This is a genomic window from Aurantivibrio infirmus (assembly GCF_054767315.1).
The window spans coordinates 162,741-188,007 of record NZ_BAAFSK010000001.1 but is presented as its reverse complement, the minus strand read 5'-3'; the positions used below and the strand labels follow the sequence as shown (position 1 = coordinate 188,007).

General features: G+C 43.2%; 29 protein-coding genes. 15 read left to right on the top strand and 14 right to left on the bottom strand.

The features are described 5' to 3' along the window. Positions 1-72: 72 nt before the first annotated feature. Positions 73-546 carry a hypothetical protein gene (locus ACYUCY_RS00830; RefSeq protein ID WP_460224538.1) on the top strand — a complete coding sequence of 158 codons (474 nt, stop codon included), beginning with the start codon at positions 73-75 and terminating at the stop codon, positions 544-546. A gap of 127 nt (positions 547-673) precedes the next feature. Here ACYUCY_RS00830 and ACYUCY_RS00825 read toward each other — a convergent pair whose 3' ends face one another. Both ACYUCY_RS00825 and ACYUCY_RS00820 read right to left on the bottom strand, forming a co-directional pair. Continuing rightward, entirely contained in the window at positions 674-1,225 is a 552-nt protein-coding gene (locus ACYUCY_RS00825; protein WP_460224537.1) for an AAA family ATPase, read from the bottom strand. 415 nt (positions 1,226-1,640) lie between these two features. After that, the gene (locus tag ACYUCY_RS00820) at positions 1,641-2,633 is read right to left on the bottom strand and encodes a hypothetical protein (RefSeq protein ID WP_460224536.1); all 993 of its coding nucleotides are present in this window, start codon (positions 2,631-2,633) and stop codon (positions 1,641-1,643) included. Between the two features lie 464 nt (positions 2,634-3,097). Between ACYUCY_RS00820 and ACYUCY_RS00815 the strand changes: the two genes are divergently transcribed. Both ACYUCY_RS00815 and ACYUCY_RS00810 read left to right on the top strand, forming a co-directional pair. Further along, positions 3,098-4,228, top strand: coding sequence for a hypothetical protein (locus tag ACYUCY_RS00815; RefSeq protein ID WP_460224535.1), 1,131 nt, complete (start codon positions 3,098-3,100; stop codon positions 4,226-4,228). Positions 4,229-4,251: 23 nt separating this feature from the next. After that, positions 4,252-5,421, top strand: a complete 1,170-nt coding sequence (locus tag ACYUCY_RS00810) for a hypothetical protein (protein ID WP_460224534.1) — start codon at positions 4,252-4,254, stop codon at positions 5,419-5,421. A gap of 10 nt (positions 5,422-5,431) precedes the next feature. Here the strand turns inward: ACYUCY_RS00810 and ACYUCY_RS00805 are convergent, their stop codons facing one another. Next, positions 5,432-5,836 carry a hypothetical protein gene (locus ACYUCY_RS00805; protein WP_460224533.1) on the bottom strand — a complete coding sequence of 135 codons (405 nt, stop codon included), beginning with the start codon at positions 5,834-5,836 and terminating at the stop codon, positions 5,432-5,434. A gap of 150 nt (positions 5,837-5,986) precedes the next feature. Here ACYUCY_RS00805 and ACYUCY_RS00800 point away from each other — a divergent pair, with 150 nt between their 5' ends. Next, the gene (locus tag ACYUCY_RS00800; RefSeq protein WP_460224532.1) at positions 5,987-6,766 is read left to right on the top strand and encodes a helix-turn-helix domain-containing protein; all 780 of its coding nucleotides are present in this window, start codon (positions 5,987-5,989) and stop codon (positions 6,764-6,766) included. A 40-nt stretch (positions 6,767-6,806) separates the two neighbouring features. On the opposite strand, the gene ACYUCY_RS00795 is transcribed toward ACYUCY_RS00800, so the two are convergent. The 8 genes from ACYUCY_RS00795 to ACYUCY_RS00760 all read right to left on the bottom strand — a co-directional run bounded on the left by ACYUCY_RS00795 (position 6,807) and on the right by ACYUCY_RS00760 (position 14,429). Beyond that, positions 6,807-7,145: a RidA family protein gene (locus ACYUCY_RS00795; RefSeq protein WP_460224531.1), complete on the bottom strand. Its 339-nt coding sequence runs from the start codon at positions 7,143-7,145 to the stop codon at positions 6,807-6,809. Positions 7,146-7,157: 12 nt separating this feature from the next. Further along, positions 7,158-7,604: a hypothetical protein gene (locus ACYUCY_RS00790; protein WP_460224530.1), complete on the bottom strand. Its 447-nt coding sequence runs from the start codon at positions 7,602-7,604 to the stop codon at positions 7,158-7,160. 22 nt (positions 7,605-7,626) lie between these two features. Continuing rightward, entirely contained in the window at positions 7,627-8,331 is a 705-nt protein-coding gene (locus ACYUCY_RS00785; RefSeq protein ID WP_460224529.1) for a LysE family translocator, read from the bottom strand. 250 nt (positions 8,332-8,581) lie between these two features. After that, positions 8,582-9,430: an agmatinase gene (speB, locus tag ACYUCY_RS00780; RefSeq protein WP_460224528.1), complete on the bottom strand. Its 849-nt coding sequence runs from the start codon at positions 9,428-9,430 to the stop codon at positions 8,582-8,584. A 24-nt stretch (positions 9,431-9,454) separates the two neighbouring features. Continuing rightward, positions 9,455-10,618, bottom strand: a complete 1,164-nt coding sequence (nspC, locus tag ACYUCY_RS00775) for a carboxynorspermidine decarboxylase (RefSeq protein WP_460224527.1) — start codon at positions 10,616-10,618, stop codon at positions 9,455-9,457. Between the two features lie 13 nt (positions 10,619-10,631). Next, entirely contained in the window at positions 10,632-11,837 is a 1,206-nt protein-coding gene (locus ACYUCY_RS00770; RefSeq protein ID WP_460224526.1) for a saccharopine dehydrogenase family protein, read from the bottom strand. Between the two features lie 45 nt (positions 11,838-11,882). Beyond that, the gene (speA, locus tag ACYUCY_RS00765) at positions 11,883-13,856 is read right to left on the bottom strand and encodes a biosynthetic arginine decarboxylase (protein WP_460224525.1); all 1,974 of its coding nucleotides are present in this window, start codon (positions 13,854-13,856) and stop codon (positions 11,883-11,885) included. A 123-nt stretch (positions 13,857-13,979) separates the two neighbouring features. Beyond that, on the bottom strand, positions 13,980-14,429 hold the full coding sequence (locus ACYUCY_RS00760) for an FAD-binding oxidoreductase (protein ID WP_460224524.1): 450 nt from the start codon (positions 14,427-14,429) through the stop codon (positions 13,980-13,982). Between the two features lie 87 nt (positions 14,430-14,516). On the opposite strand from ACYUCY_RS00760, the gene ubiE reads away from it, so the two are divergent. The 8 genes from ubiE (at position 14,517) to tatC (ending at position 20,134) form a co-directional block, all read left to right on the top strand. Continuing rightward, positions 14,517-15,284: a bifunctional demethylmenaquinone methyltransferase/2-methoxy-6-polyprenyl-1,4-benzoquinol methylase UbiE gene (gene ubiE, locus ACYUCY_RS00755; protein WP_460224523.1), complete on the top strand. Its 768-nt coding sequence runs from the start codon at positions 14,517-14,519 to the stop codon at positions 15,282-15,284. 59 nt (positions 15,285-15,343) lie between these two features. Then, the gene (locus ACYUCY_RS00750; RefSeq protein ID WP_460224522.1) at positions 15,344-15,979 is read left to right on the top strand and encodes a ubiquinone biosynthesis accessory factor UbiJ; all 636 of its coding nucleotides are present in this window, start codon (positions 15,344-15,346) and stop codon (positions 15,977-15,979) included. A 54-nt stretch (positions 15,980-16,033) separates the two neighbouring features. After that, complete coding sequence (gene ubiB / locus ACYUCY_RS00745; RefSeq protein ID WP_460224521.1) at positions 16,034-17,668, top strand: ubiquinone biosynthesis regulatory protein kinase UbiB; 1,635 nt, start codon at positions 16,034-16,036, stop codon at positions 17,666-17,668. Positions 17,669-17,734: 66 nt separating this feature from the next. Next, a complete protein-coding gene (hisI, locus tag ACYUCY_RS00740) occupies positions 17,735-18,145 on the top strand; it encodes a phosphoribosyl-AMP cyclohydrolase (RefSeq protein ID WP_460224520.1) in 411 nt (136 codons plus the stop codon). Positions 18,146-18,183: 38 nt separating this feature from the next. Next, entirely contained in the window at positions 18,184-18,519 is a 336-nt protein-coding gene (locus tag ACYUCY_RS00735; RefSeq protein WP_460224519.1) for a phosphoribosyl-ATP diphosphatase, read from the top strand. A gap of 79 nt (positions 18,520-18,598) precedes the next feature. Continuing rightward, the gene (locus ACYUCY_RS00730; RefSeq protein ID WP_460224518.1) at positions 18,599-18,823 is read left to right on the top strand and encodes a Sec-independent protein translocase subunit TatA; all 225 of its coding nucleotides are present in this window, start codon (positions 18,599-18,601) and stop codon (positions 18,821-18,823) included. 12 nt (positions 18,824-18,835) lie between these two features. Beyond that, a complete protein-coding gene (gene tatB, locus ACYUCY_RS00725) occupies positions 18,836-19,333 on the top strand; it encodes a Sec-independent protein translocase protein TatB (protein WP_460225098.1) in 498 nt (165 codons plus the stop codon). A gap of 15 nt (positions 19,334-19,348) precedes the next feature. After that, entirely contained in the window at positions 19,349-20,134 is a 786-nt protein-coding gene (gene tatC, locus ACYUCY_RS00720) for a twin-arginine translocase subunit TatC (protein WP_460224517.1), read from the top strand. 257 nt (positions 20,135-20,391) lie between these two features. Here tatC and ACYUCY_RS00715 read toward each other — a convergent pair whose 3' ends face one another. The 3 genes from ACYUCY_RS00715 to pip all read right to left on the bottom strand — a co-directional run bounded on the left by ACYUCY_RS00715 (position 20,392) and on the right by pip (position 22,359). Continuing rightward, positions 20,392-20,613, bottom strand: coding sequence for a hypothetical protein (locus ACYUCY_RS00715; protein ID WP_460224516.1), 222 nt, complete (start codon positions 20,611-20,613; stop codon positions 20,392-20,394). A 155-nt stretch (positions 20,614-20,768) separates the two neighbouring features. Continuing rightward, positions 20,769-21,212, bottom strand: coding sequence for a D-aminoacyl-tRNA deacylase (gene dtd / locus ACYUCY_RS00710; RefSeq protein ID WP_460224515.1), 444 nt, complete (start codon positions 21,210-21,212; stop codon positions 20,769-20,771). A 181-nt stretch (positions 21,213-21,393) separates the two neighbouring features. Continuing rightward, entirely contained in the window at positions 21,394-22,359 is a 966-nt protein-coding gene (gene pip / locus ACYUCY_RS00705) for a prolyl aminopeptidase (protein WP_460224514.1), read from the bottom strand. Between the two features lie 216 nt (positions 22,360-22,575). On the opposite strand from pip, the gene ACYUCY_RS00700 reads away from it, so the two are divergent. From ACYUCY_RS00700 to ACYUCY_RS00690, 3 genes are all read left to right on the top strand, one after another. Next, entirely contained in the window at positions 22,576-23,163 is a 588-nt protein-coding gene (locus tag ACYUCY_RS00700; protein ID WP_460224513.1) for a DNA-3-methyladenine glycosylase I, read from the top strand. A gap of 217 nt (positions 23,164-23,380) precedes the next feature. Then, positions 23,381-24,076 carry a tetratricopeptide repeat protein gene (locus tag ACYUCY_RS00695; RefSeq protein WP_460224512.1) on the top strand — a complete coding sequence of 232 codons (696 nt, stop codon included), beginning with the start codon at positions 23,381-23,383 and terminating at the stop codon, positions 24,074-24,076. 36 nt (positions 24,077-24,112) lie between these two features. Then, positions 24,113-25,258 (top strand): MbnH family di-heme enzyme, encoded by a 1,146-nt coding sequence (locus tag ACYUCY_RS00690; RefSeq protein ID WP_460224511.1) that lies wholly within the window; start codon positions 24,113-24,115, stop codon positions 25,256-25,258. The last annotated feature ends 9 nt before the right edge of the window (positions 25,259-25,267 follow it).

Sequence of the window (25,267 nt, the reverse complement as noted above, 5' to 3'; positions counted from 1 at the left end):
ATGCGCATCAAGTATAAAGTTCGATTATTTTGCCATATTATTGACCGATGATTCCAATCCTTGAGGTTAATTATGTCGCCGCTCCGTTACTCTGCTCTATTCTTAATCCTAAGTTCGCTTCTCGCCTGTGAAGTCGCCGACGAAGCAAAGGCGGATACTGCGACTAACAATATGGCTAGCTTGCAACCGGCAGTAACGGTAAGAGAAGTGATGCTAGGTGTCATTGAGCCCGCCAGCAATAACCTATGGGCGGCCGCTCTTGAGGAAAATGAACCCAAATCTAACCAAGATTGGCGAGCGCTTGAGTACAATGCAATTCAAATTATTTCAGCGAGCTCAACCATTGCGATTGGTGGCACTGGGCCAAATGATTATGATTGGGCGAAGCAACTTAAATGGCAGCGATACGCCCAAGAGATGGCGTCGATTTCCGAAGAAGTGCTGAAGTTTGCTCGCGATAAAAAATATGATGAGCTGTTAGAAGCCAGCAATAGACTGATAGAACCTTGCGGCAGTTGTCATAGCGATTTTCCAAGCCCGCTATAAGCGATAATTTTATAACTTTTTTTAAAAAATGAAGTCACAAAAGAAAAAAGAACTAAAACATTATTTTTGCTTTAGTTCTTTTTTAAATTTATCAACTATTTGTTGAGCGCTCACGTCGATTCTCTAACTAGGCTTTAACGATCGCATGCATCCGTCGCACCGCATTGGAATCCAATCGCCGACAACCATCAACAGCAAAAATAATCGAACCGCTATAGTCACTTAAAAAATCCAATAAATAATTGGTCTCATTTTGAGTATATCGGTCATGATTATCTTTTACTTCGCTGCGTTTACCGAACAAAGCATCAGCCTCATCAAAAAATAAAATAGCGCCAGTTTTCTTTGCCTCAGAAAAAACCTTAAGTAAGTTTTTTTCCGTCTCACCTATATATTTTTTTAATACTCTAGAGCAGTCAACATGCATAAGTGGCTTCGTTAATTGCTTTGCTAAATAGCTAGCAATTCTGGTTTTACTTACATCACAAGAACCTGTTAACAAAAGAAAAGCCTGATCGCCTTTACGCGCTTTTTCACTAAATGATTTTAAATATTTTTTTTCACGCTCAGATAACTGAGTATCTTGCCAATCTACTCGCTTAGGCTGATACAAAGTATGTCCGATATTGGCGTCTAGTAGATGACCAGGTCCAAAGTTTGCCGTATCACAAAGTGTCATAAACACCTCCCGCTAAATTTATCAGGATAGCAATCTAAAATATCAAACCGAATATCAACTAATTATTTGCCGCTCAAAAATGCATAACGCGTGAGCAAATTAGTCTGTGGATCGCTGTTGTTATTTTTTATTATTAAATCAACTTATTTTTATAACTTAGAAGCTTTAAGACTTTTACACTCTTAGTACTCAAGTTTTTTCATTCAAAAAAAATACAATCTGAATGATTTTCAGTCGAAACAACGGATCACGAAGTGGTGCAACTGATCTCGTCAACGCAGAAGCACGTTATTTATTAACAAGCCATTATTGTAAACGGTCGTTCAACGTCGACGAAGGTAATCTACTACTGTTTAGAAAATGTTACAAACGATATCAGCTGTCTAATTCTCAATTTTTGAGATTGACGCTGAGTTCATTTTTTATCGGCGGCTTGCTGCTCTTCTTGTCGCGCGCCTTGCAATATCCCCGGAAGCCCGTAGTTTCCCTCGTGACAAGCGTACTCATAGATCGGCGTGTCAGAGGTAACGAAGGGCAGCTCGCCGGTAAAGGGCTTGGTAAAAGCTACAGGGTCTTCAACGGTGAAGCGATATTTAATTTTATTTTCGGCGACGCGTGTGAAGCGCTCGGTGATTACAGCTGTTTCCGAGGTACCGCGGAAGCTTTGCTCTGGCCTAAAGTTAGTTGTCTTGACAACCAAAGTGTCTCCATCCCAATAACCAATGGAATCACCCATCCATTTTTGTCGCGTATCGTGCTCAAGATCCTTACCAATCCTGATGATCCTCACGTCATGAACCATTTCGGCCATGATCGCAATGTAGCCCGGAGACTGGACGATTTGGTAATGAGGGTTATACATTGTTGGCAGCATGGGGGGGCCGGCTAAAGAGCCGAAAGATAGTAAGCAGCGCTCACCCAGCGAACGGCCTTCAGGACCATCGTTACGGTTGGCTGGCCGTGAGTTTCTTTGCCGCTCCAATCCTTCTTTGGTCATACTTGGAATACGTCCATCAGGGGGGTCAATAATCATTGATGTCCGAAACTCGCCATCAATCAAGGCGACACTCATGCCCCTATCCGTCCAGAACAGATTGTAGTTACCCACCGGCGGTAGGGCTTCCGCTTTAGGAGGTGGCGCATTGGGATCAGTCGGCACCGCATCAGCTTCGACCCTTGCAATCGCAGCACGGCTAATTTCTTCTGCTTCTTCCACGGTAAATGCACGACGATTACCCAATTCAGAAGATCGCTGCAAAGGGGTTGCCGTTGCATTTCGCCAAGTACCTTGCAGATCTGGGGTACCATCCGGCATTCGCGGTGTCTTATAGTCGGCCGCAAACACACTGAATGACAAGGCCATGAATGCGCCGGTCACTGAAACACCTAGGGTAGGCAAAATTTTCATAGTTCCTCTCAGATAATCAAATGATTGCTTCAATTAACATTGCTCCGTTCATCGAATTCTTGAACAAAGCAAAAAATAATATCGTGTAATTTTGGATACTCGCCTGAAAACATTTACCCGTTACTGTTTGGTATACCGATAAATATAGACCAAGCCATTCGACCCACTTTTTATTGTTAGATAAGGTATGTGAGCGTCGCGGATCATCCTAATAGAAGACGGTCTTCTCTCCAATCAAATCTACATAAGTTAACAATCCGAAGAGAACAAAGCTGAACTTTTGAAAGGCACTAAGGTCTCGGATGACGATGATAAAACCCGTCGACACGTGACCAAAACGAAATTATTGTTCAATTCTCAAAAAGTTTGTCGCTATTTTCAATATCTATAACAACTTATAAATACAGTATAAAAAATAGAATCCCTTTTTTATTAATACCTAAGGTATTTAGGAGAGCCTCACGATGCCAACACTATTAGATCTTAACAAACGGTTTCCGAAACACTCATATCGAAAACAAGGCGCTTTAGTGATTGCCTCTCTTTGCCTGACGCTTGGCTTTACTAGTGCGGGCACTTACGCTGATCAAGGTGCGGTATCTTTGCAGCAAGCCGGTCCTCTCGCGTTCGCGCCAGGAGGTGTGCTGTTAATTGGAGACACTAAGGCGGCGACGCTTTACGCTGTCGAAACTAAGGATCTAAGCACTTTAGAAGGACGCGGCGAAATTAATTTGCAAAAAATCGATGCTAAGATCGCAGCCGCTCTTGGCACTAGCACTGATAACATTTTAATTAATGATCTCGCTGTCAATCCATTGAGCGGCAAAGCTTACCTATCAGTTTCCCGCGGCAAAGGTCCAGAAGCACAAGCAATTATTTTGACAATTTCACCCGATGGCACGCTAAAAGAATTAGCTTTGAATCAAGTCACTTACACCAAGGCCGCTCTCCCAAATGCACCAGGTGAAGAAGATAAAGATCGTCGCGGACGTAGCACCCGTTTAATGTCAATAACCGATATGTCTTACCACAATGGCAAAGTGGTTGTGGCTGGTTTATCGAATGAAGAGTTTGCATCAAATTTACGAGTATTAGATTTTCCATTTAGCACATCCGGTAAAGGTACTGCTGTAGAAATTTACCACGGCAACCATGGCCAGTGGGAAACCCGCTCACCGGTGAGTACGTTTACGACGGTAAACATAGAAGGTACCGATTATGTTGTTGCCGCGTACACCTGCACACCGTTGGTTTTATTCCCTCTCGATGCACTTAAAGAAGAAACTAAAATTAATGGCATAACGGTTGCCGAACTCGGCGCGCGAAATCGTCCGCTGGATATGTTTGTATATGGCGAAGAAGGGAATCAACATATTCTAATGTCGAACAGCAGTTATGGAATCATGAAAATAAGCATGAAGGACATTACTAAAGTAGACGGTATTGAAGAACGCGTTGGTGGTACTGCAGGGCAAGACTTTGAAACCGTTGAGGAATTAAAGGGTGTAATTCAACTAGCGCAAGCTAATAATGGCGCGCTAGCAATTATCGACAACAATGGCGGCCTCGACTTAAGAAGCATAAATTTGCCGTAAGTTATCGGGCTTCTTAAAAAATTATGCGCCTATCTATATCCAAGCTCTCGGCCAAAATTTGTTCGTTGCCGAGAGCTTATTTTCTATCGCTAGTTCTGTTTTCAAAACTCATTTTTCCACTGAATGGTTTTGCCAACGCAGTTGGCATCGACCCTGAAGCCATTGTCTTCACGGATCTATCTCCGGCTCAACTCCAACAACTGCAAAATACATCACCAGATGAGCTATCTTCTCTAGTAACAGTGTTTACCGCTGTAGCGGACTTATCAACAGCGGCTTCGCCAACTCCAATTTTTGGCAGCGTAACATTTGAAAAAAATAAAGTAGTTTTTAGACCGCGCTTCGCATTTGATGCGAATCAAGCTTACGAATACCAATTTGTATTGGGAGGCGAGCGTATTCAAGATCGCTTTTTATTAGCATCACAATCGACGACACCAAGAGCAAAAGTTACGCAGGTGTACCCAAGCGCCGATATTCTCCCAGAAAACTTATTTAAGTTTTATATTCAATTTAATCAAGCGATGAGTCGAGGAAATATTTATCGTCATGTTAGCTTACTCAATGAAGCCAATGTCGCCGTAGAATTGCCTTTTTTGGAGCTCACTACTGAGTTATGGAGTCCAGACGGAAAACGCCTAACGCTGCTGTTTGATCCAGGAAGAACCAAGCAAGGCATAAAACCAAATCGTGATATGGGATTACCCTTGCAGGAAGGGAAGAAGTTTACTTTAGTCATCAGTAAAAACTGGTCCGATGCAGCGGGCCAGCCAATGCTTGAAGATTTTAAAAAAGTGTTTCTGGTTGGCGCTCGAGACATTCAACAGCCCGACATAAAAAATTGGAAAATAGATATGCCCGAGGCTGGCAGTAAACAAGCGTTAACGGTTACTTTCGACGAAATTTTAGATTTTGCCTTAATTCAGGATTCAATTAGCATTCAGAATCAACAGGGGGTGACTATTTCAGGAACCATTTCTGTCTCGGATAATGAAACGCGCTGGCAGTTTATCCCAGCCCAAAAATGGGCGCCTGGTATTTATTCATTAACCGCCAAATCGTATCTTGAAGACATCTCTGCCAACAGTCTTGGTCGGGCCTTCGAAGTTATACGGACAAAAGAGGAACCGACAATTCCCGATAATTTTTCCCTTGGCTTTACTCTGCAAGCGAAAAAATCAGGGACGGAGTGAAACAAACAATTTATCGACTCGGCCAACCGTTTTCTTCAAATAATTTTATGTGTTGACGCTCTAAAAAAGAAAAAATTGCCACAATGAAAGCAATTTCAACCAACAGCATAGTGCCCCAAAAACTCAAGCGCTGATTAAAAAGAATAATCGCAATAGGTGTGAGCACAACCCAAGCACAATCTGCGGAGAAAATAATATTTAGGTGTTGGCGTATTCTCTTCTGATCAAGAGCTGTCCAAAACACTCCTATTGAGAACAAAACCAAACCAACCCCCATCGCAACACTTACCCAAAGCGGTATCGTACCGAAAAAATTTGCCAAAGCCTTGGGAGCCACTAACAGTGCGGCGCCGCCAATACCGGAAAACACCGCATTACTCACTAGTACAGTTTTAATACTTGGAAGATTCACCATTAATTCCTCTTAGTCAGTTGATGGATTCTTAACAAGGGCACCTACTGTGTCGCTTTTGTTTACTTAAATCCATTACCTCTGAGGTAATGGTAAGCTTACGGATTGCGTTTTAACTTACTTAACGATACGTAAATAAAACCGGAGCCTCATATGTCGTCAGTAGGAACATTGTTAAATGAATACAGAAAAACACGACGAATATCCCAAATGGATCTCGGTTTACAGGCGGATGTTTCCTCCCGTCATATTAGCTTTATCGAAAACGGCCGCTCGCAACCAAGCCGAGAAATGCTGCTGCGCTTAGCAGATGTATTGGACTTGTCACTCAGAGATAGCAATTTGTTATTGGCTAGCGGTGGCTACGCGGCGGCCTACTCAGAAATCGCCTTGAACAGTCCAGCAATGTCAGCCGTCTACAACGCCTTAAATATTATGCTCGACAATCACAACCCCTACCCCGCCATTGTTGTTGATAATGCGTGGAATATTGTTATGGCGAACAGCGCGTATCTTGCTTTTAGTGGCTTGCTGGCGGGAACATCAACTACGACTGAAGTTAACCTAATAAGAATGGTGTTAGGGGATACTCAATTTAGATCGATTATTAGGAACTGGGATGAGGTTGCAAGCTATTTACTAAGAAGACTAAAGAAACAAGTTTTGGTTTTCTCTAGCCCAGAATTAAATTCGCTATATCAAGAAGTGATGGAATTCGATTTACCGGACAACTGGCAACAACCTAACACCCCCACCGAAGGACCGATGTTAACAGTCAATTTAAAAATTGGTGAATTAGAGCTAAGCACTTTTTCCACGCTGAGTCAGTTTGGTAGTTCGCTGGACGTAGGCATTCAAGAATTATTGATTGAAAGTTATTTCCCAGCGGACGATATCACAAAAGATTTTTTCCATTCGCTGAGCTTAGATTAATCTGCAGCCGAACGTCGCGCAGTAACTTCAATCTCTAGTTTCATAGATTCGTCAGCCAAACCGCGACAAACATCGTCGCTGCAGGCTTAACTTCGCCTAAATATTTTTTGAAAGTTGGCCAACACGTTTTAAAATCATCACGATTGGGAAATATATAGCGGACTCTGACGATGTCTTTCAACGAGCAACCTGCTTCGATTAACGCCTTCTCGATATTTCTAAAACATTGTTCGGCCTGATCAACCACATCATCCGAGATACTCATGTTTTCATAGTGGTAACCCGTGGTACCGGAGACAAAAACGTAATCTTTATCAATAACTGCCCGAGAGTAACCAATGTCAGATTCGAAAGTAGAGCCACTAGAAATACGTTTCATTTGAATTAACTTTCAAGACAATTGTTTGCGCAAGAAAACATGTCGGTTTAAGAAAATCAATATCAAACAACATAACCAAACTCCACAGGCCATAAAGAACAGCACACCACCGTCGGTGTTGCCTTGCTCATCGATGACACGATTGACACCTAAAGGCGTAAACAAATGAAAAAATATTGCGCCAGACATAATAAAAAATCCCATTATTGCCCCGACGATTCGCGTTTTTGGCACTAAGATCAATATACTGGCAATCAACTCGGCGGATCCAATAATAATTCCGCCGTGAGCGGCGAAACCATCTGCTAGCCTAGTTGGCAAACCGATACTTTTCATCCATTCGCCCAAGGTCGAAAAAATAATAACGGTTTCTTCTGATCCTGTGAATTTAAAAAACAACGATTGTATAAAGACAAACGCCACGAACAGTGCCAGGACCCAGGGTAAATATTTTTTCATGAGAATTTTCCTCTTTGTTTATTCAGCTGCCTTGTAGACTTTGACGGGCTTGCCAAAGCAATCGTAAACCTAAAGTCGTCAATAAAACGCCAAAGACACGTTCAATCCAAACACCAAATCGCTGATACATTTTTCGTGATCGTGCGGTGGAAAACAACATAGCCACCAAAGCATACCAAACCACTTCAATTAAAAACCCACTACTAACTAACAACACCTTCATCCAAATAGGCGCGTCGATAGGCACTAATAACGCAAATATACTTACAAAAAATGTAATCTCTTTGGGGTTCGACAAACCTACAATCAAACCGGAAAAAAATGCGCGTGATATAGGCATACCCGGCAAAATCAAAATTCGTCCATCATTCTCCGAAGCCTCATTTTCAGGCGCCTCATTCAAACACTCGCGATCCCATGCGATCTTTTTTTGCAATTTTTTTGCCGACAGCCATGATGAAATGCCAAGATAAATGAAATAAACACCGCCCAACAGCTGAATAACTATAGTCAGCCAAGCATATTCTCCCAGTATTTGCGCCAGCCCAATAAGGGTCAACACAGCGTAGATAGTTGCGCTTACCGCAACGCCAAACGAAACGGCAACGCCCGCGCCCCGTGAATGGCTTACCGAAACCCGGGATACCAAAGCGAAGTTAGGGCCAGGACTCAATATAGCTAAAAACCACAACAACAAGATCGTTGCTAAAGGATAAAAATATTCCATATATTAGCCGCCCAATTATTTTTGCTTATCTCGATTTACTGTGGTGATCAATCCTTTGTTTACCAAAAAAATCAGACAAACTAGGGAATCGCTAATTAGGTGAATTTAAATACGTAGCTAAATCCAAAAAAGTAACAAGAGCTAACATTCGTAATTACAGCTCCAAAAATTTTCAACATCTAGGAGAGTTAAATTCACTTGTCTTATCTGAAGAACAATACGATCACATTCTTGGCACGACGACCACTCACTAGCGCCGAGATACGATACCCATCATTTTGTATAACAGTTGGCTGGCTGCAAATTCATAGGCATGAAAGCCGGGAATAGGTGCAAATTCGAGAAGGTCAAAACCAATGATTTCTCGCTGTTTTGCAGCACTCTCGAATAAACTCAAGGTTTGATACCAACCCAAACCGCCAGGCACTGGCGTGCCGGTAGACGGAAAAATAGATGGATCCATGCCGTCGATATCCAAGGTAAAAAAAACTTTGCTGGGAAAGGACTCTGGTAATTCAAAACTCATAAGGTTATTGGGCACAAGTTCTTCTGCATCAATGTAGCCAACATTAAATTGTTTTCTGGCTTCAATTTCTTCTTCGCAAAAAGCACGTATTCCCAATTGAAATAGAGGAACGCCAGCCTCGACAACACGTTTCATCACCGAGGCATGGCTGTATAAATCACCTTCGTAGGCGTGACGTAAATCGGCGTGGGCATCAATTTGCACAACGCCGAAATCTTTTATCCCAGCGTCGAGATAGCCTTTAATGATTCCCCAGGTAACCGTGTGCTCACCGCCAATACCAACCGGCATACCGCCAAGCTGTAAAATTGCAGCGGTCTCCGTGGCAATTCGCTCAATGACCGTTTCAGCTTCGCCTTCACAATTAATTGCCGGATGGGTATAAATTCCTAAGTCACAGGGCTTACTTTTACCGTCCCACTGTTCCAATTGTTCCGACGCTTCGATGATTGACGCAGGACCATCGGCGGTGCCGCCACCATAAGAAACTGTTTTTTCAAGCGGTACCGGTAAGATATGAAATTTGGCTGAACTTTTTTCCGGTTGTTCGATTTCCGAACCGAGAAAAATCATAAGTATTTTCCTTTAAAAAGAGATCTAAGAAAGCCGTTGTTTAAAATCTTCGTAGCCAAATTCTTTAATGACTTTAACGCTATCGTTTTCTGAGTTCCACAATACAATCGAAGGTAGTTTGGTGCCGTTAAAGGTGGATGTTTTTACCATGGTGTAATGAGCCATATCTTCAAAAATTAATCGCTGGCCAACCTTTAAGGGTTCTGCGAAAGAATAATCTCCAATCACGTCTCCAGCCAAACAAGTCATTCCACCTAAGCGATAGGTGTTCGCAAGTTCATCTGCAACAGCCGCATTCATAATCTCTGCACGATAAGGCATTTCCAAGGTGTCAGGCATATGACACGTAGCAGATGTATTCAAAATTGCTTGGTTCATTCCGTTCCAGGTTAAATCAAGCACTTCTGCAACCAATACGCCGCAACCAATTGCAATCGCTTCTCCAGGCTCCAAGTACACTTGCACATCATATTTTTTGGAAAAATCTTTTATCGTTTTTATCAGCTCCTCAACCTGATATCCCTCACGAGTAATATGATGACCACCACCAAAATTTACCCAAGCCATTTTATGAAGATACTCACCAAATTTTTCTTCGACCGCCGCCAAAGTGCGCTGTAGAGGAGGCAAGTCTTGCTCGCACAAGGTATGAAAATGCAGGCCACTAATACCCGACAACTCATCGGGTTTAAATTGCGAGAATGGGATGCCGAGACGAGACTTGGGCGCGCAGGGATCGTAAATTTCAACATCGCCTTCAGAATGCTCTGGATTAATACGTAAACCAAATTTTAATTGTGGATGTTCTTTGCGCGCTCTTTCGACTTGCAAACGAAAACGTTGCCACTGGCTAAAAGAATTGAATACAACCGTATCAGCGAACTTGAGGATATCAGTTAGATCTTTTTCAGTGTAGGCGGCAGAGAAAACATGGCTCTCACCGCCGTATTCTTCGTAACCTAAACGTAATTCATTAATACCACTTGAGCAGGTACCACTTAAATACTGAGAAGTTAAAGGACCTAAAGACCACATTGAAAAAGCTTTTAAGGCCGCAAGAATTTTTGCTCCGCTTTGCTTTTGAACATAGTGTAGTATTTCCAAGTTTTTTCGGACTGCCACCTCATCAACGACAAAGCTTAAGCTTGGCACTCTCGATAAATCCAATTTTGAAAAATCTGTCTGCAAAACTTAGTTTCCTTTAAGACTGAAAGTCTTTTACAAACTCTGGATCTTCGATGACCTGCCAGGGCAAACCGTAGCTGTTCATATCAGCCAAGAATGGATCGGGGTCGAGCTGCTCCATGTTCCAAACACCGGTTTCTTTCCATTTTCCTTCTAGCATCATTTTTGCGCCAATCATTGCCGGTACGCCCGTTGTGTAGGAAATCGCTTGTGATTTTACTTCGGCATAACACGCTTCATGATCGCAAACATTATAAATAAACGCGCTTTTCTTTTTCCCGTCTTTACTGCCTTGAACTAAACAGCCGATGCAAGTTTTTCCTTTGGTTCGCGGCCCCAAGCTCGCCGGGTCTGGCAACAAGGCTTTTAAAAACTGGAGAGGAATAATCTCTTGACCCTGAAAATTAATCGGCTCAATACCAGTCATGCCGACATTCTCTAATACTTCTAAATGTTTTAAATAATTTTCAGAAAAACTCATCCAAAATTGCGCTTTCTTCAAGCTGGGAAAATGTTTTGTCAGCGATTCCAACTCTTCATGATACATACGGTAAATATTGTAGGTACCTACTTCACTTGGACATGTGAAAGCTTGCGTTTTAGACATCGCAGCAGTTTCTTGGAAATCATTATTTTCCCAATGGCGACAAGGAGCGGACACTTCGCGAATATTAATCTCCGGATTGAAATTCGTCGCAAAAGGATGGCCGTGATCGCCACCATTGACATCAATAATATCGAGGCGGTCAATTTCATCAAAGTAATGTTTAGCAAGATATGCAGTGAAAACATTGGTTGCACCAGGATCAAAGCCCGAGCCTAACAATGCCATTAAACCAGCATTTTTAAATTTTTCTTGGTAAGCCCACTGCCAACTGTATTCAAATTTCGCAGTATCAGGTGGTTCGTAATTTGCGGTATCTAAATAATTAACGCCGTATTCCAAACAGGCGTCCATAATTGTAAGGTCTTGATAAGGTAGGGCAACATTGATAACCAAATCAGGCTTTTCTGCCTGAAAAAGATTTACTAAATCACTGACGTTATCCGCGTCCACCTTCGCCGTTTTAATCTTTCTATCGAGCTGCGCCGCTATTTGGTCGCACTTTGAAACAGTGCGACTTGCTAAAACGATGTCACTAAACACGTCTGGCAAGCTTGCACACTTATGTACAACAACACCGCCAACGCCGCCTGCACCAATAATAATTACTTTTGACATAGAGCTATTCCTTCTTCAGAGGCCCCTGGAAAAAATTTGACTAAATTAACGTTCGAAGTAAGTGTATCCGCGTAAGCTCTCTGAGAATGCTTCGAGCATTTTTTTGCGCATCGCCACGGATATTTTTCCATCGCGCACCGCCCGCTCTGCGGTACCACGAAACTTCTCTAGCATTTGCTGCGGATTATATTCAACATAACTCAACACGTCGGCGATACAGTCACCATGAAATTCTTTTACGAAATCAAAACTACCGTCTTCATTAATTTTCACACTCACAACATTAGTATCGCCAAATAAATTGTGAAGATCGCCCAATGTTTCCTGATAGGCGCCCACCAAGAACACCGCCAAGTGATATTCTTCGTCCTCGCCAATTGGGTGCAATGGTAGCGTTGTTAATTCACCATTGGGGTTGGCAAAGCGATCAATTTTCCCATCACAATCGCAGGTGAGATCAGCAAGTATTGCTTGCCTTGTCGGCTCTTCGTTCAAGCGCTCAATCGGCATAATTGGGAATAATTGACCGATTGCCCAAATATCCGGTAACGATTGAAATACGCTAAAGTTTCCGTAATAAATATCGCTGAGTAGTTCTGGCAGGGCTTCTAACTCCGGTGATACTCGTCGCGCTAAGGGGAGTAATTTGGTAATTTTGTATAACACGGCACGACAGTAATTATCAGCAAGGGCTCTATGGCGAAGACTTAACTGACCATGACGAAATAAATCATTCACTTCATCGCGATAGTAAAGCGCATCATTAAACCCTTCTTGCAAATTATCTGGCGTTAAATTTTCTACTACAGCGGCCAGGTTTACGATTAATTCGTTTGCATCTTCCGGCACCACACTAGGCAAATTTGTTGGCTCTAAAGTTCTTACATCAAGTACGTTGAAAAGTAATAAAGACGAATATGCGATTGTCGCGCGACCTGATTCCGTCACCAAAACGGGATGCGGAATATCTTGCGAATCTAAAGTTTCAATTACTGCTTCGATAATATCTGCACAATATTCATCAAGCTGATAATTCATGCTGTGAGTACTGTTAGAACGTGTTCCGTCATAGTCAACGGCTAAGCCGCCGCCTAAGTCCAAATAACCCATCGGCGCACCTTCTTCTACGAGGCTTACGTAGTACCGACATGCCTCTAGTACGCCGAGTCGAATATTTCGAATATTAGGGATTTGTGAACCTAGGTGTGCGTGTAACAGTTGCAAGCAATCCAACATATCCGCAGCGCGTAGCTGATCAATAACATCTATCAACTGCGCCGAAGTTAAACCAAATATACTTTGCTCGCCGCTATCTGCCGCCCAATGGCCGTCAACTTTAGTTGATAATTTCATTCGCGCACCAATCAAGGGGCGAATATTTAACGCGCGACTGCGCTCAATAATAATTGGGATTTCTGCCGGTGTTTCGGCGACGAAAAAACAGCGAACGCCCATTTGCACCGCGTACAAGCCGAGTTCAATAAATTCTGCATCTTTGTAGCCATTACAAATGATTAAGCTTTCGGGATCCTCAAGTTGCGATAGAGCGATCGTTAGCTCAGCTTTACTTCCCGCTTCAAGTCCATGATGGTAACGGGATCCAAACGATGCGATTTCTTCAATGACATGAAACTGTTGATTAACCTTTATTGGAAAAACACCGCGATAATAATTTTTGTAACCTGCGGTCTTGATGGCTTTGGCGAAAGCCTCATTGAGTTGCGAGATGCGATGATCCAATAAATTTTCAATACGCAATACCGCTGGCATTTCCAAGCCACGATCTTTCATCCCTTGAACAATGGACATTACTGGTACCGATACAATATTTTCACCAAAGGTAACTTCAACGGATACTTTGCCGTCATCGGTTACATTAAAATAGCTAGCACCCCATTCCCGAATGCCATACAAATCCGCGCTATCACTGGCCGTCCAAACGCCTTCACTGGAGAGTGGTGTTAAATCTGCAGAGGCTTCACTCTGCCCTTGCGCTCCAAGGTGTTCGGGTTGAGACATTGTTTATAACTCCACAGGATCTGAAACTGGGTTCAACTAGCGTTGGCAACCCTATATGAGGCAGCGGATTATTCACATTTTTACCAACAAAGAAAGTGAATAATTTGCTACCTGAAAAAAATTTTAGGGGCTCGGCTTGTCTTTTTCCGCCTGGCTCTCTAACAATTCGACTTGTAGCTTTTCATCTTCACTTAAGACCCGATACCCTCTTGGCCGCCAGCCCTGCCAATAAGGCCAACCGTAACCCCAACGGTAGCGAGTAATCCAATAGGGTGAGCCGCCGACTCTCACACCCGCCAACATCAGCAGAGCAATTTCGGGCTCTCCAACGCCGGCGACACAAGATTGTAACTCCTTGTCCGCGAACTCTCTTTCAGCCTGGGTTCCGCCCAACCAATAAGAACGATCGTGGGCTGTACAGCAATCCAACCACAAAGTCTTTTGCTGCAATGTTCCGTCAGGGAAATCACTACAGCCATCACTAGAGAATGGCGCCAACTCGGCTGCTGCACACAAGCCGACCCAGCCATATCCGAATAGACCAAGCAGCAAACTCGATACAATGATTCTCACCAGCGTTCCTTTTTTATTGTGTGAGTATTTGGTACGGGTACAATAGCCCACCAATCTGATGACCAAATGTAAAGTTGAATAGTGGCGATGGCTAAACAAAATAGCAAACATGATGAAGACACAACACATTTCGGATTCGAGAATGTCCGGACCGAGGAAAAAGCCGGAAAAGTAGCACAAGTATTTCACTCCGTTGCTGCTCGCTATGACCTCATGAACGACCTCATGTCTGGCGGCATACATCGCCTCTGGAAGCGTTTTACCATTGAGGCCTCGGCAGTTCGACCGGGTCATAAAGTTCTCGACATCGCTGGCGGCACCGGAGATCTAACCATTAAGTTCTCGCAGCTGGTAGGCGAACAAGGTCAGGTGGTATTGGCAGATATTAATGGATCAATGCTGGCGGTTGGCCGCGATCGCCTAATTGATCGGGGTGTCGTGGGCAATGTCCACTACTTGCAAACAGACGCTCAGGCTTTACCCTTTCCAGACAACAGCTTCGACTGTATTACCATCGCTTTCGGCCTTCGGAATGTTACCAATAAAGATCAGGCCCTTGAGTCGATGTTACGAGTTCTCAAGCCTGGCGGGCGTTTGTTGATTCTAGAATTTTCAAAACCACAAAATGAATTGTTAGCGAAAGCCTACGACACCTACTCGTTTAAATTATTGCCAACGATGGGCAAGTTAGTCGCCAATGATCCCGACAGTTATCGCTACCTCGCCGAATCTATTCGCATGCATCCAGACCAAGACACGCTTAAGTCTATGATGGTCGACGCAGGCTTTGAGAAATGTGAATTTTTTAATCTTACCGGTGGCATCGTTGCACTGCACAAAGGAATCAAACCTTGAGAGCAACGGGTATCAAAAAAACTGTCTCGCGAAGCACGAGCGAATCAAAGTAAGTTGTGATGATTGATAAAACGCTGCAAACGGCCATCGGCTTAGTTGTCGAAAAAACAATAAACACTGCACTTCGCTACGATCCAGCCTCGCAACTCGCGATTGCAAAGCTAAGCGGGCAAGTGTTGGCGGTTGAATTAAGCAAGCCCAGCTTTATTTTTTATTTTTTGCCGAACACCGACGGCATAAGCATTCAGAATTATTTTGAAGGTGATGTAACGACAAAAATCAAAGGCTCAGCACTAGCGCTTGCTTCTATTGCCAATGGCAACAACATGAACTTGGCGGATTCCGGCGTCGAAGTATTTGGCAACACCGGCCTGCTCATCGAGTTGCAAGGGATAATGCAAAATCTTGATATCGACTGGGAAGACGCATTGAGCGATGTACTGGGTGATGTCAGCGCACATCACCTAGCCGATAGTTTGCGAGGCTTGGGCAGCTGGATCGATGGCAGTAAAAATAGTATTCGCCGACTAACAAGTGAATACTTAAGTGAAGAACTTAAAGCCACGCCGAGTCGCCCAGAACTGAATAAGTTTTATCAAAATGTCGACGCCTTACGAATCGATACCGATAGAGTTGCGGCAAGAGTTTCACAACTACTCACCAAATTGAATCTGAACGATAGAATAAAAAATTAGCTTAAAAATTTATTTTTTATATGTATCGGCCAAATGAAAAGGATCACTTAACTTTTGATTAGTTTTTTTCGCTTCCTCGTAATATTTCGAACTTTACTTAAATATCGTCTCGATACACTAGTAAAGGAGTTTGACTTACCACTGCTACCGCGTGTCTTATGTAAAACCCTGGGCTTATTACCTACGCCAAAAACCGATCGTGGTATTCGATTACGCAAAGCTTGCGAAGATCTTGGTCCGATTTTTATAAAATTTGGGCAGCTACTATCAACCCGTCCCGATATCGTTCCTAGCGACATCTCCACAGAGCTGGCTAAACTACAAGACGACGTGCCGCCTTTTACAACTCAAGAATTCGTCCAGATTGTTGAATGCGAACTCGGACAAAGCGTAAGCGAATTGTTCGCGAGTTTTGAGCAGCAAGCGCTCGCCTCTGCTTCAGTTGCACAAGTTCATGCGGCAACCATGCACAATGGCAACCAAGTTGTCGTTAAAGTGATTCGCCCCGGAATCGAAAAAACGATAGCAAAGGATATTCGTTTGATGCACTGGTTGGCGCGAATTATCGAGGCAAGTTCCGCTGACGGAAAACGCTTACGAGCCATTGAGGTCGTCGAGGAATATAGAAACACTATTATTAACGAACTCGATTTAAAACGCGAAGCATCGAACGCCTCACAACTCCGTCGAAATTTTTCTCAATCACCATTGCTCTATGTACCAGAAGTAGTTTGGTCAATGGTAAGAAAAAACGTGATGGTAATGGAACGCATTCACGGTATCCCGGTTACCGATATCGCCACGCTCAATGAAAGCAACACAAATCTCAAACTATTGGCTGAACGCGGCGTAGAAATATTCTTCACGCAAGTGTTCGAACATAATTTTTTTCATGCCGACATGCACCCAGGAAATATTTTTGTCGACATTAAAGATCCTAAGCAACCCAGTTATATCGCTGTTGATATGGCCATTGTTAGCTCATTGAATCAAGATGATCAATATTATGTCGCACGAAATTTATTGGCGATGTTTCGTCGCGACTATCGCATGGTCGCAGAACTCCATGTGTTTAGTGGCTGGGTCGACAAAGACACCAACGTAAATGAATTTGAAGCGGCGATTCGAAGTGTTTGCGAACCCATTTTTGAAAAACCCCTAAAGGAAATTTCTTTCGCACAGGTCTTGGTGACCTTATTTCAAACCGCACAACAATTTAATATGACGGTGCAACCGCAATTAGTATTACTGCAAAAAACTCTCATCAACATTGAAGGTTTGGGTCGCCAACTTTATCCAGAACTTGATCTTTGGACCACCGGCCACCCCTTTATGGAAAAATGGCTACAAAATCGCTTTCACCCAAAAACCCTACTGCAACAATTAAAACGCTATGGGCCTGAGTGGATGGAGAAGTTTCCTCAGATCCCAAATCTTGTCTTTAGTGGGCTACAGCAACTCGGTCAATTCGAAGAGCAATCAGAAAGCCTGTGCCGCAGCATAGAAACCCAAAGCGTCAAACAGTCACGCTCTCGTCGTCGCCACTGGATCGCCGTCGCCGCTTTCATTGGTGCCGGAATCGTCGCTTGGCCGCAATTAATCCAGTCTGCATCACAATCCTTAGCGATACTCCCCGCCACCAGTCTAGTATTACTGGCAATAGGCGCATTGGCCCTGTTATTGCGGTAGAATTGCCAGCACACAAAATCCTCACTCGTAGCCAGACTCTTACGCCAACAATATTTGAGCAAATTCATGACTCTTGACTCTTCAATAGTTAATAACTATCTAGACGCTATCCGCTGGACGGCTGAAGGACTCGTTCCCGCTATCGCTCAAGACGCTAGCAGTGACAGAATTCTAATGATGGCATGGATGAATCGAGAGGCACTGGCGCTGAGCGTAGAGGAAGGGCAAGCTGTCTATTGGTCTCGGTCTCGGTGTAAACTATGGCGCAAAGGTGAAACGTCTGGACACATTCAAACAATTAAAGAAATTCAGCTTGATTGCGATGCCGACGTTATTTTATTAAAAGTGGAACAGCAAGGCGGGGTCGCCTGTCATACCGGCAGACAATCTTGTTTCTTTCGCGTATTACGGAATGGCGAATGGAAAAGTTTTGAACCCATTGTCCGCAACCCCAGTGAGATTTACCCAGGAAACTAGATTAGTAATCTTAGATTTAGAACAAGCAGAATTTTGGTATGAATGACACCTTAAGCAAACTTTCAAGCCTACTGGATGAGCGCAAAAAAAATAGCGACGACGAAACATCTTATGTTGCTAGCTTGCATAGAAAAGGTCTCAATAAAATTCTCGAAAAAGTCGGTGAAGAATGTACCGAAACAGTTATAGCGGCGAAGGATGCCGAACAAAGTGGTGATAATAGCGCGTTAATTTATGAGACCGCTGATTTATGGTTTCACTCCTTAGTGATGCTATCCCACTTGGGAGAATCGGCTGACGCTGTTGTCAGCGAATTAGAAAAGCGCCTAGGAAAATCAGGCATCGAGGAAAAAAACTCTCGAGAGAGTAAATAAACTGTAAAGTTTTAATACAAAATTTAATATTGATAACGTGGCGTAGCGTTTACGCCGTTTATAGAAGTTGGAGAAATTTATGAGTCCGAGTTTTTGGCAATTATTAATCGTTTTTGCAATCGTCATTTTGATTTTTGGCACTAAGCGCCTAGGTAATATCGGTAGCGACTTAGGGAACGCCATTAAGGGTTTCAAGAAAGGTATAAAAGATGATGAAAAGCCTAGCGTAGAAGATAATTCTTCTGAAGCGAATCAAGAAAAAGTCATCGAAGGTGAAGCCGAAAAGGTTCAACAGGATAAATAGTTCGTGCTGAATATGGGTTTCACTGAATTGCTTTTAATAGCGGGCATAAGCCTTTTGGTCATTGGCCCGGAACGACTACCTGAAACTGTTCGCAATGTGAGCTTGTGGGTTGGTCGTCTTAAACGTGGGCTGCGCGACGCTCGCCAGGAAATAGAAAAGCAAATCGGTGCCGATGAAATCCGCCGCGAATTACACAACGAAGAAGTGCTTAAGAATCTCGAAAAAATTCGCAGTGATGTAAACGAGTCGATGAAAGATGTAGAGAATTTCGACCCACTGTTAGAAAACCCCGAGGCCGAACTGGCTAAACACGACGCGAATAACGATATCGATGATGGACCATCGTTTGAATACCCTCCCGGTACAGAACCTGAAGCCAACACAATAGCTTCAAGCTCCCCTGAGACAGATCTAAGCTCTCCTGAAACAAACGAAGTAATTAATGACATCGCGAATAAAGACGTAGGTGTATCAGACACTGATACCAACTCACAACATAAATCTGCGTAAGTAAAACACCTTCCTATGAGTGACACTAATTCCCAACAAGATCAAAACAACGATAGTGCTAACGACGTTGAATTACCTCTAGTACAGCATTTGCGTGAGCTTCGTGACCGCTTATTAAAAAGTTTATTGGTAGTGGTGGGGATTTTTGCTTCATTGGTTTATTTTGCAGACAATATTTATTCCTTTATCGCTGCGCCAATTAAAGATGCCTTACCGGAAGGCGCCAACTTAGTAGTAATAGGTCTGCCCTCAACAATTTCTGTGCAATTGAAGGTTACTTTTTGGGCCTCCGTCATGATCGCGATGCCGATCATCATTTTTCAAATCTGGCGCTTTATTGCCCCTGCCTTGTACCAAAAAGAAAAACGCATTGTGATTCCACTTTTTGCTTCGACGGTTGTGCTTTTTTATTCTGGCTTGGCATTTTCGCGCTACGTAATCTTCCCGCTGGCATTTCCGTTTTTGGTTGGCTTTGCACCGGCAGATGCGCAAGTAATGCCCGACATTAAGGAATACCTAAACTTAGTGCTGCAATTATTCTTCGCATTCGGCTTAGCGTTTGAAGTCCCGGTCGCAACATTTTTATTAATTTGGTCTGGGGTCACCGATTCTGAATCCTTAGCGAAAATTCGACCTTATGTTTTTATTGGCTGCTTTGTCATTGGTATGTTTCTTACACCACCGGATATTTTTTCACAGACACTACTCGCCTTGCCAATGTGGCTGCTATTCGAGCTAGGGATTTTGTTTGGGCGCATGGTTCGACCGATAGAAAAAGAACAACAAGCGGATGCCGGCTAGACTAAATCATCGCGATCGCGGATCTTTGATGAAAGAAATATTGTGGCAGAAAACCACTTTTTGAAATGGCTAAACTTTGAAGTAGATAAGCTTTGAGATAGCAAGGCTTTGAAATGAACCTTCTAGTGATACCGACTTGAGCTGATCGCTCGAACACTACCTTCAAGCCTTATGATTCAACTCAAGCGTTGTAGAAACTCCGCCAAATAATTCACGCCGAGCCCTACTTAAAAATTACCGTATTAAGCAGTGTAGAGCTACGCGAGTATGACTAAAACCCAACCTAAGAGAGCAAATAGAATTGCATCTTTCGCTTTGGCCCAGTTAAACAAGCCATAAAAATAGGCAGCGGGTGGTAAAAATACCGAACACAGACCCCAGGTGAAATCATCACTAAATGAGGCAATCACCAGCATTATCCAACTCGCCAACAAGATGGCTAGGCCGAAAGTTAATAAGGCAGCGGAAGTGGGTTCCATGGGTATCTCCTAAACTAATTCTGTTTTCAATTTTGGCCCAGAGCCACAATCAGCCCAATTTTGGGAGCGCGCATCATACCAGTCCTCTCAACAAACTTTAAGCCCCGTTAGTGCCTATTTGTACTTTAGCCTACCTGCGACAGAGTGCACTGTGGTTACACTTCAAGTAAAAACGTAACGGGGCCATCGTTGACGAGAGATACCTGCATATTGGCCGCGAAAGACCCTGTTGCCACCCGAATACCAGGCTGTTCACCTTTAAGCCTAGCAACAAATTTGTCATAGCAGCGCTCCGCCTGATCCGGCGCCTCTGCCATCGAAAATCCGGGCCGCAGACCCTTACGGGTGTCCGCCGCTAAAGTGAATTGGGATACCACCAATACCCCTCCAGATATATCGAGCACACTCCGATTCATCTTCCCCTCGTCATCGGCAAAAATTCGATAGTTGAGGATTTTATGAGCCAACTTCTCAAGCTTGCTATCGTCATCATGCTTTTGCACGGCAAGCAGCAATAAAATGCCCTGCTCGATACTACCGATGACTTCATCATCAACACTAACACTTGCACTGCTAACACGTTGAATTAGACCACGCACTCAAAGCCCTCCTAGCACATGATTAATCGGCGGATAAGGAATGAAAAGTGTGGAGGCGGGTGTTTCTGAATACATCCTAGTGCTTGCTCAGGTGACTGTTTTCTCGAGTGGCTAGCTTTTCGAGTGGGCAGTTTTTTTAAGTGATTTTTTTCGGGGCCAGCCACCAACTTAGATAGGCATTTTAAATTGGGAAATCTTCTTCAAATCGATAAGCCATATCACGGGTCGCCCGCACTAAGGCGTCGACGATACTGGGCTCACGTGAGGAATGTCCAGCATCGCGAATAATGTGTAACTCCGATTCATGCCAAACACGATGCAATGCAAAAGCATTATCTAAAGGACACACTGCATCATAACGACCATGAACAATGATGCCGGGAATATTCGCCAGCTTATCGGCGTTTTGAAGAATGCTGTTTTCATCCATGAAAATATTATTGACGAAATAATGCGCTTCAATTCGCGAAAGAGACATTGCCTTATGTGGATCCGAAAAATCTTCGACCACTTCATGATTAGGACGAAGCGTTGCGCACAGCCCCTCCCATATTGACCAAGCCTTCGCAGCGCCCATTTTCGCAAGCTCATTGGCGCCAGTTAATCGCGAATAATAGGCTTTAATCATATCGCCTCTTTCTGGCTTCGGAATCTGATGTAAAAAATCTTCCCAGTAGTCCGGAAATAATCGGCTCGCTCCTTCTTGGTAAAACCAACTCAGATCTTCTTTGCGACACAGGAAAATTCCTCGCAAAATTAAACCCAGTACTTTTTCAGGAAACTTCTCCGCATAGATTAAACTCAATGTTGAGCCCCAAGAACCGCCAAAGAGAATCCACTTTTCAATACCTAAGGAACTTCGAATAAATTCCATGTCTTCGATCAGCGCTTCCGTTGTATTGTTCTCAAGCTCAGCGTGAGGTGTAGAGCGCCCAGCACCGCGCTGATCAAATAAAATAATCCGGTATTTTTCCGGATCGAAGAAACAACGGTCTTGCTTACTACAACCGGCACCAGGGCCACCATGAACAAACAAAACCGGAATACCGTCGGGGTTACCGCATTGCTCCATGTATATGGTATGCACGGAGTCTACTTTTAGATTCTTAGTTTCGTAGGGTTTGATATCTGGATAGAGAATAAGCATTGCTGAACCTTTCGGATATATCTAAACGAATGTATACCATGGGCCGGACTGTTTGTATTGAGCGGCCAATTTAACACTTGAATTTAACCAGTGTAGACTAAACGACTTGTTTTGGCATCGGTATCAATTCTCAAAATGTTAGAATTATCCCTTTAATTTCCCCGAAACTCGACTAGATCAACTGTACTGCGCAGCCTTATTTTCGAGAACACGCTAATGAAGAACAAGTTGGATAAACGATGCTCCTGGTGTCATGGAGACGCCCTGTACGAGGCCTATCACGATAACGAATGGGGGGTACCTCTGTATGACGATGACAAATTATTTGAATTTCTGCTCTTAGAAGGCGCACAAGCGGGTTTATCATGGATAACTGTGTTAAGAAAAAGAGAGGGTTATCGCTTAGCCTACGACAATTTTAATGCAGAAAAAATTGCTCGTTACTCTGATAAAAAAATTGAAAAATTACTAAGCAATCCAGAAATAATTCGCAATCGCTTAAAAGTTAACAGCGCGATTAAAAACGCTAAAGCTTTTTTAAAAATAAAAAAAATTGAATCAAGTTTTACAGATTATATTTGGCAGTTTGTCGACGGAAAACCAATACAGAACCACTGGGAGTCGATGGGAGATGTTCCCTCCTCAACGCCCATTTCTGATCTGATGAGTAAAGACTTAAAAAAACGCGGCTTCAACTTTGTTGGCAGCACGATTTGTTATGCATTCATGCAAGCAACCGGAATGGTAAACGATCATTTGGTTTCCTGCCCTAGCTACAAGCCTTGTCAAACTGACAAAAAATAGCACATAAAAATGTAGTCGGTGATCACTTTATTTTCAGAACAATTGAACTTTATTGCCAGATTGGCGTACTCAATAATGGCAAAGCTTGAATGAGAAACCATGGGTTAAGATTACTAGTTGAATTTCAGGTTTTGGAATAAGGGCATGTAGGCGGAGTTTTTATCTGAGTATTTCGCCATATATGCTAAAAATAATTAACTGCCAGGGAACACATGTCATGACAAATAAAATAATCTACATAACTTTAGTGCTGTTCGCATTTTCCGCTCCCAGTTTTTCCGCGCCAAGTGGGGGCAGTGCTGGCCCATCCAACGATAGCTATAATTCTCAACCAAGAAAAAGCAAAGAACAGATTGCGGTTGAACGCTATCAAAAAGGCTTAAAGGCTCGGGACCGCGCATGGAAATATGAAGAACAGGCGCTCACTGAAAGCAATGAAAAGAAACAACAAAAACTGCTTAAGAAAGCTCAAAAACAATATAAAACAGCACAAAAAAATTATAAGCGCGCGCTAAAAACCATTGCTAATGCTTATGAGATCCACACTGATCTTGGCTACGCCTATCGAAAAACGGGAGAGTATGATTTATCGCTCGCCTCCTATGATGAAGCATTGCGATTACAACCTGCGTATACCGAAGCCATCGAGTATCGTGGTGAGGCTTTTTTGGGTTTAAATAGGCTTGATGATGTAAAGACTAGTTACATGGTTTTATTTCGCAATGACCGAGAAAAAGCCGATATTCTTATGAAAGCCATTCAACAATGGATTGCCACGGCCGCTGACAATAATGATGTATCTGAAGCGGCTAAGTCAGAGTTCTCTGCCTGGGCTTCCGAGCGTATACAACTCAATCAGCAAAGTTTAGATTTAAGCCCCGAAGCGACGAATCCTTGGAATGCGGCAACGTAAACAACGCTTTACCTTTTAAATCATCGTGACTTGCCAATGAAATTTACCGCTGCAACAACACTTTTTTTATCAAGCCGCTTTGTTACAGCGGCTTTTTTGTTTTCTTTCTTACCGATTGCACATGGCCAAAATCTAGAAACTCATTCGAATGATTCAAGTTATCAGTGGAATCTTCCGCCAGGCTTTCCACTTCCTTTCGTTCCTGCAAATAATCCCATGAGCGCTATCAAGGTCGAGCTTGGACGTCACTTATTTTACGAACCCTTGTTGTCGTTTAATGAGCTCTATACTTGCGCGAGCTGTCATCAACAAGACAAGGCATTTACTGACGGGAAAGCCCAGGCGATTGGGGTTACTGGAATTTTACATTCTCGCAGTGCGATGTCCTTAACAAACGTTGCCTACAACCCTGTATTTAGCTGGGCTAGCGAAAAGGTTAGTTCTCTAGAACAACAGGCCTTAATCCCGCTTTTCAATACAATGCCAGCGGAAATGGGCTTAACGCAGCCAATCAGTAAATTGTTAATTAGGCTCGAATCAAAAAATACTTATCTGGCGATGTTCCAACAAGCATTTCCAGAAGATGGCGAGTGGATCACACTGAATCAAATAACAAAAGCCATTTCAGCTTTTGAGAGAACATTGATCTCGGGGAATTCCGCTTATGATCGCTACTTATTTTTTGATGAAAACGACGCTCTCGATGAGTCGGCAAAACTAGGTATGAAATTATTTTTTTCAGAAAAAACAGCTTGTGGACAATGTCATTTCGGGATCAATTTTTCCAGCGCTTCACGCTACGCTGACTTACCCGAATTTCCTACAGAATTTCACAACACCAATCTTTACCAATACTATCCGGAAGATGATACGGGCATCCATTTAGAGTCCGGAGAGGAAGAGGATAGGGGGAAGTTTAGAGCACCCACCTTACGCAATATAGCGTTGACAGCGCCCTACATGCACGACGGCAGTATCAATACACTGTCAGAAGTTATCGACCACTATGCCAAAGGGGGCAAAACAAATAGAACTGAAAACAACCCTCGAAGGAGCCCGCTCATTCGAGGGTTTGAAATTTCGGAGAGGGAGAAAAAAGCACTAATAGATTTTTTATTAGCGCTTACAGATTATGAATTTATCAAAAACGAAAAATTTTCTAACCCGAACACAGCACAATAATTTTCACAA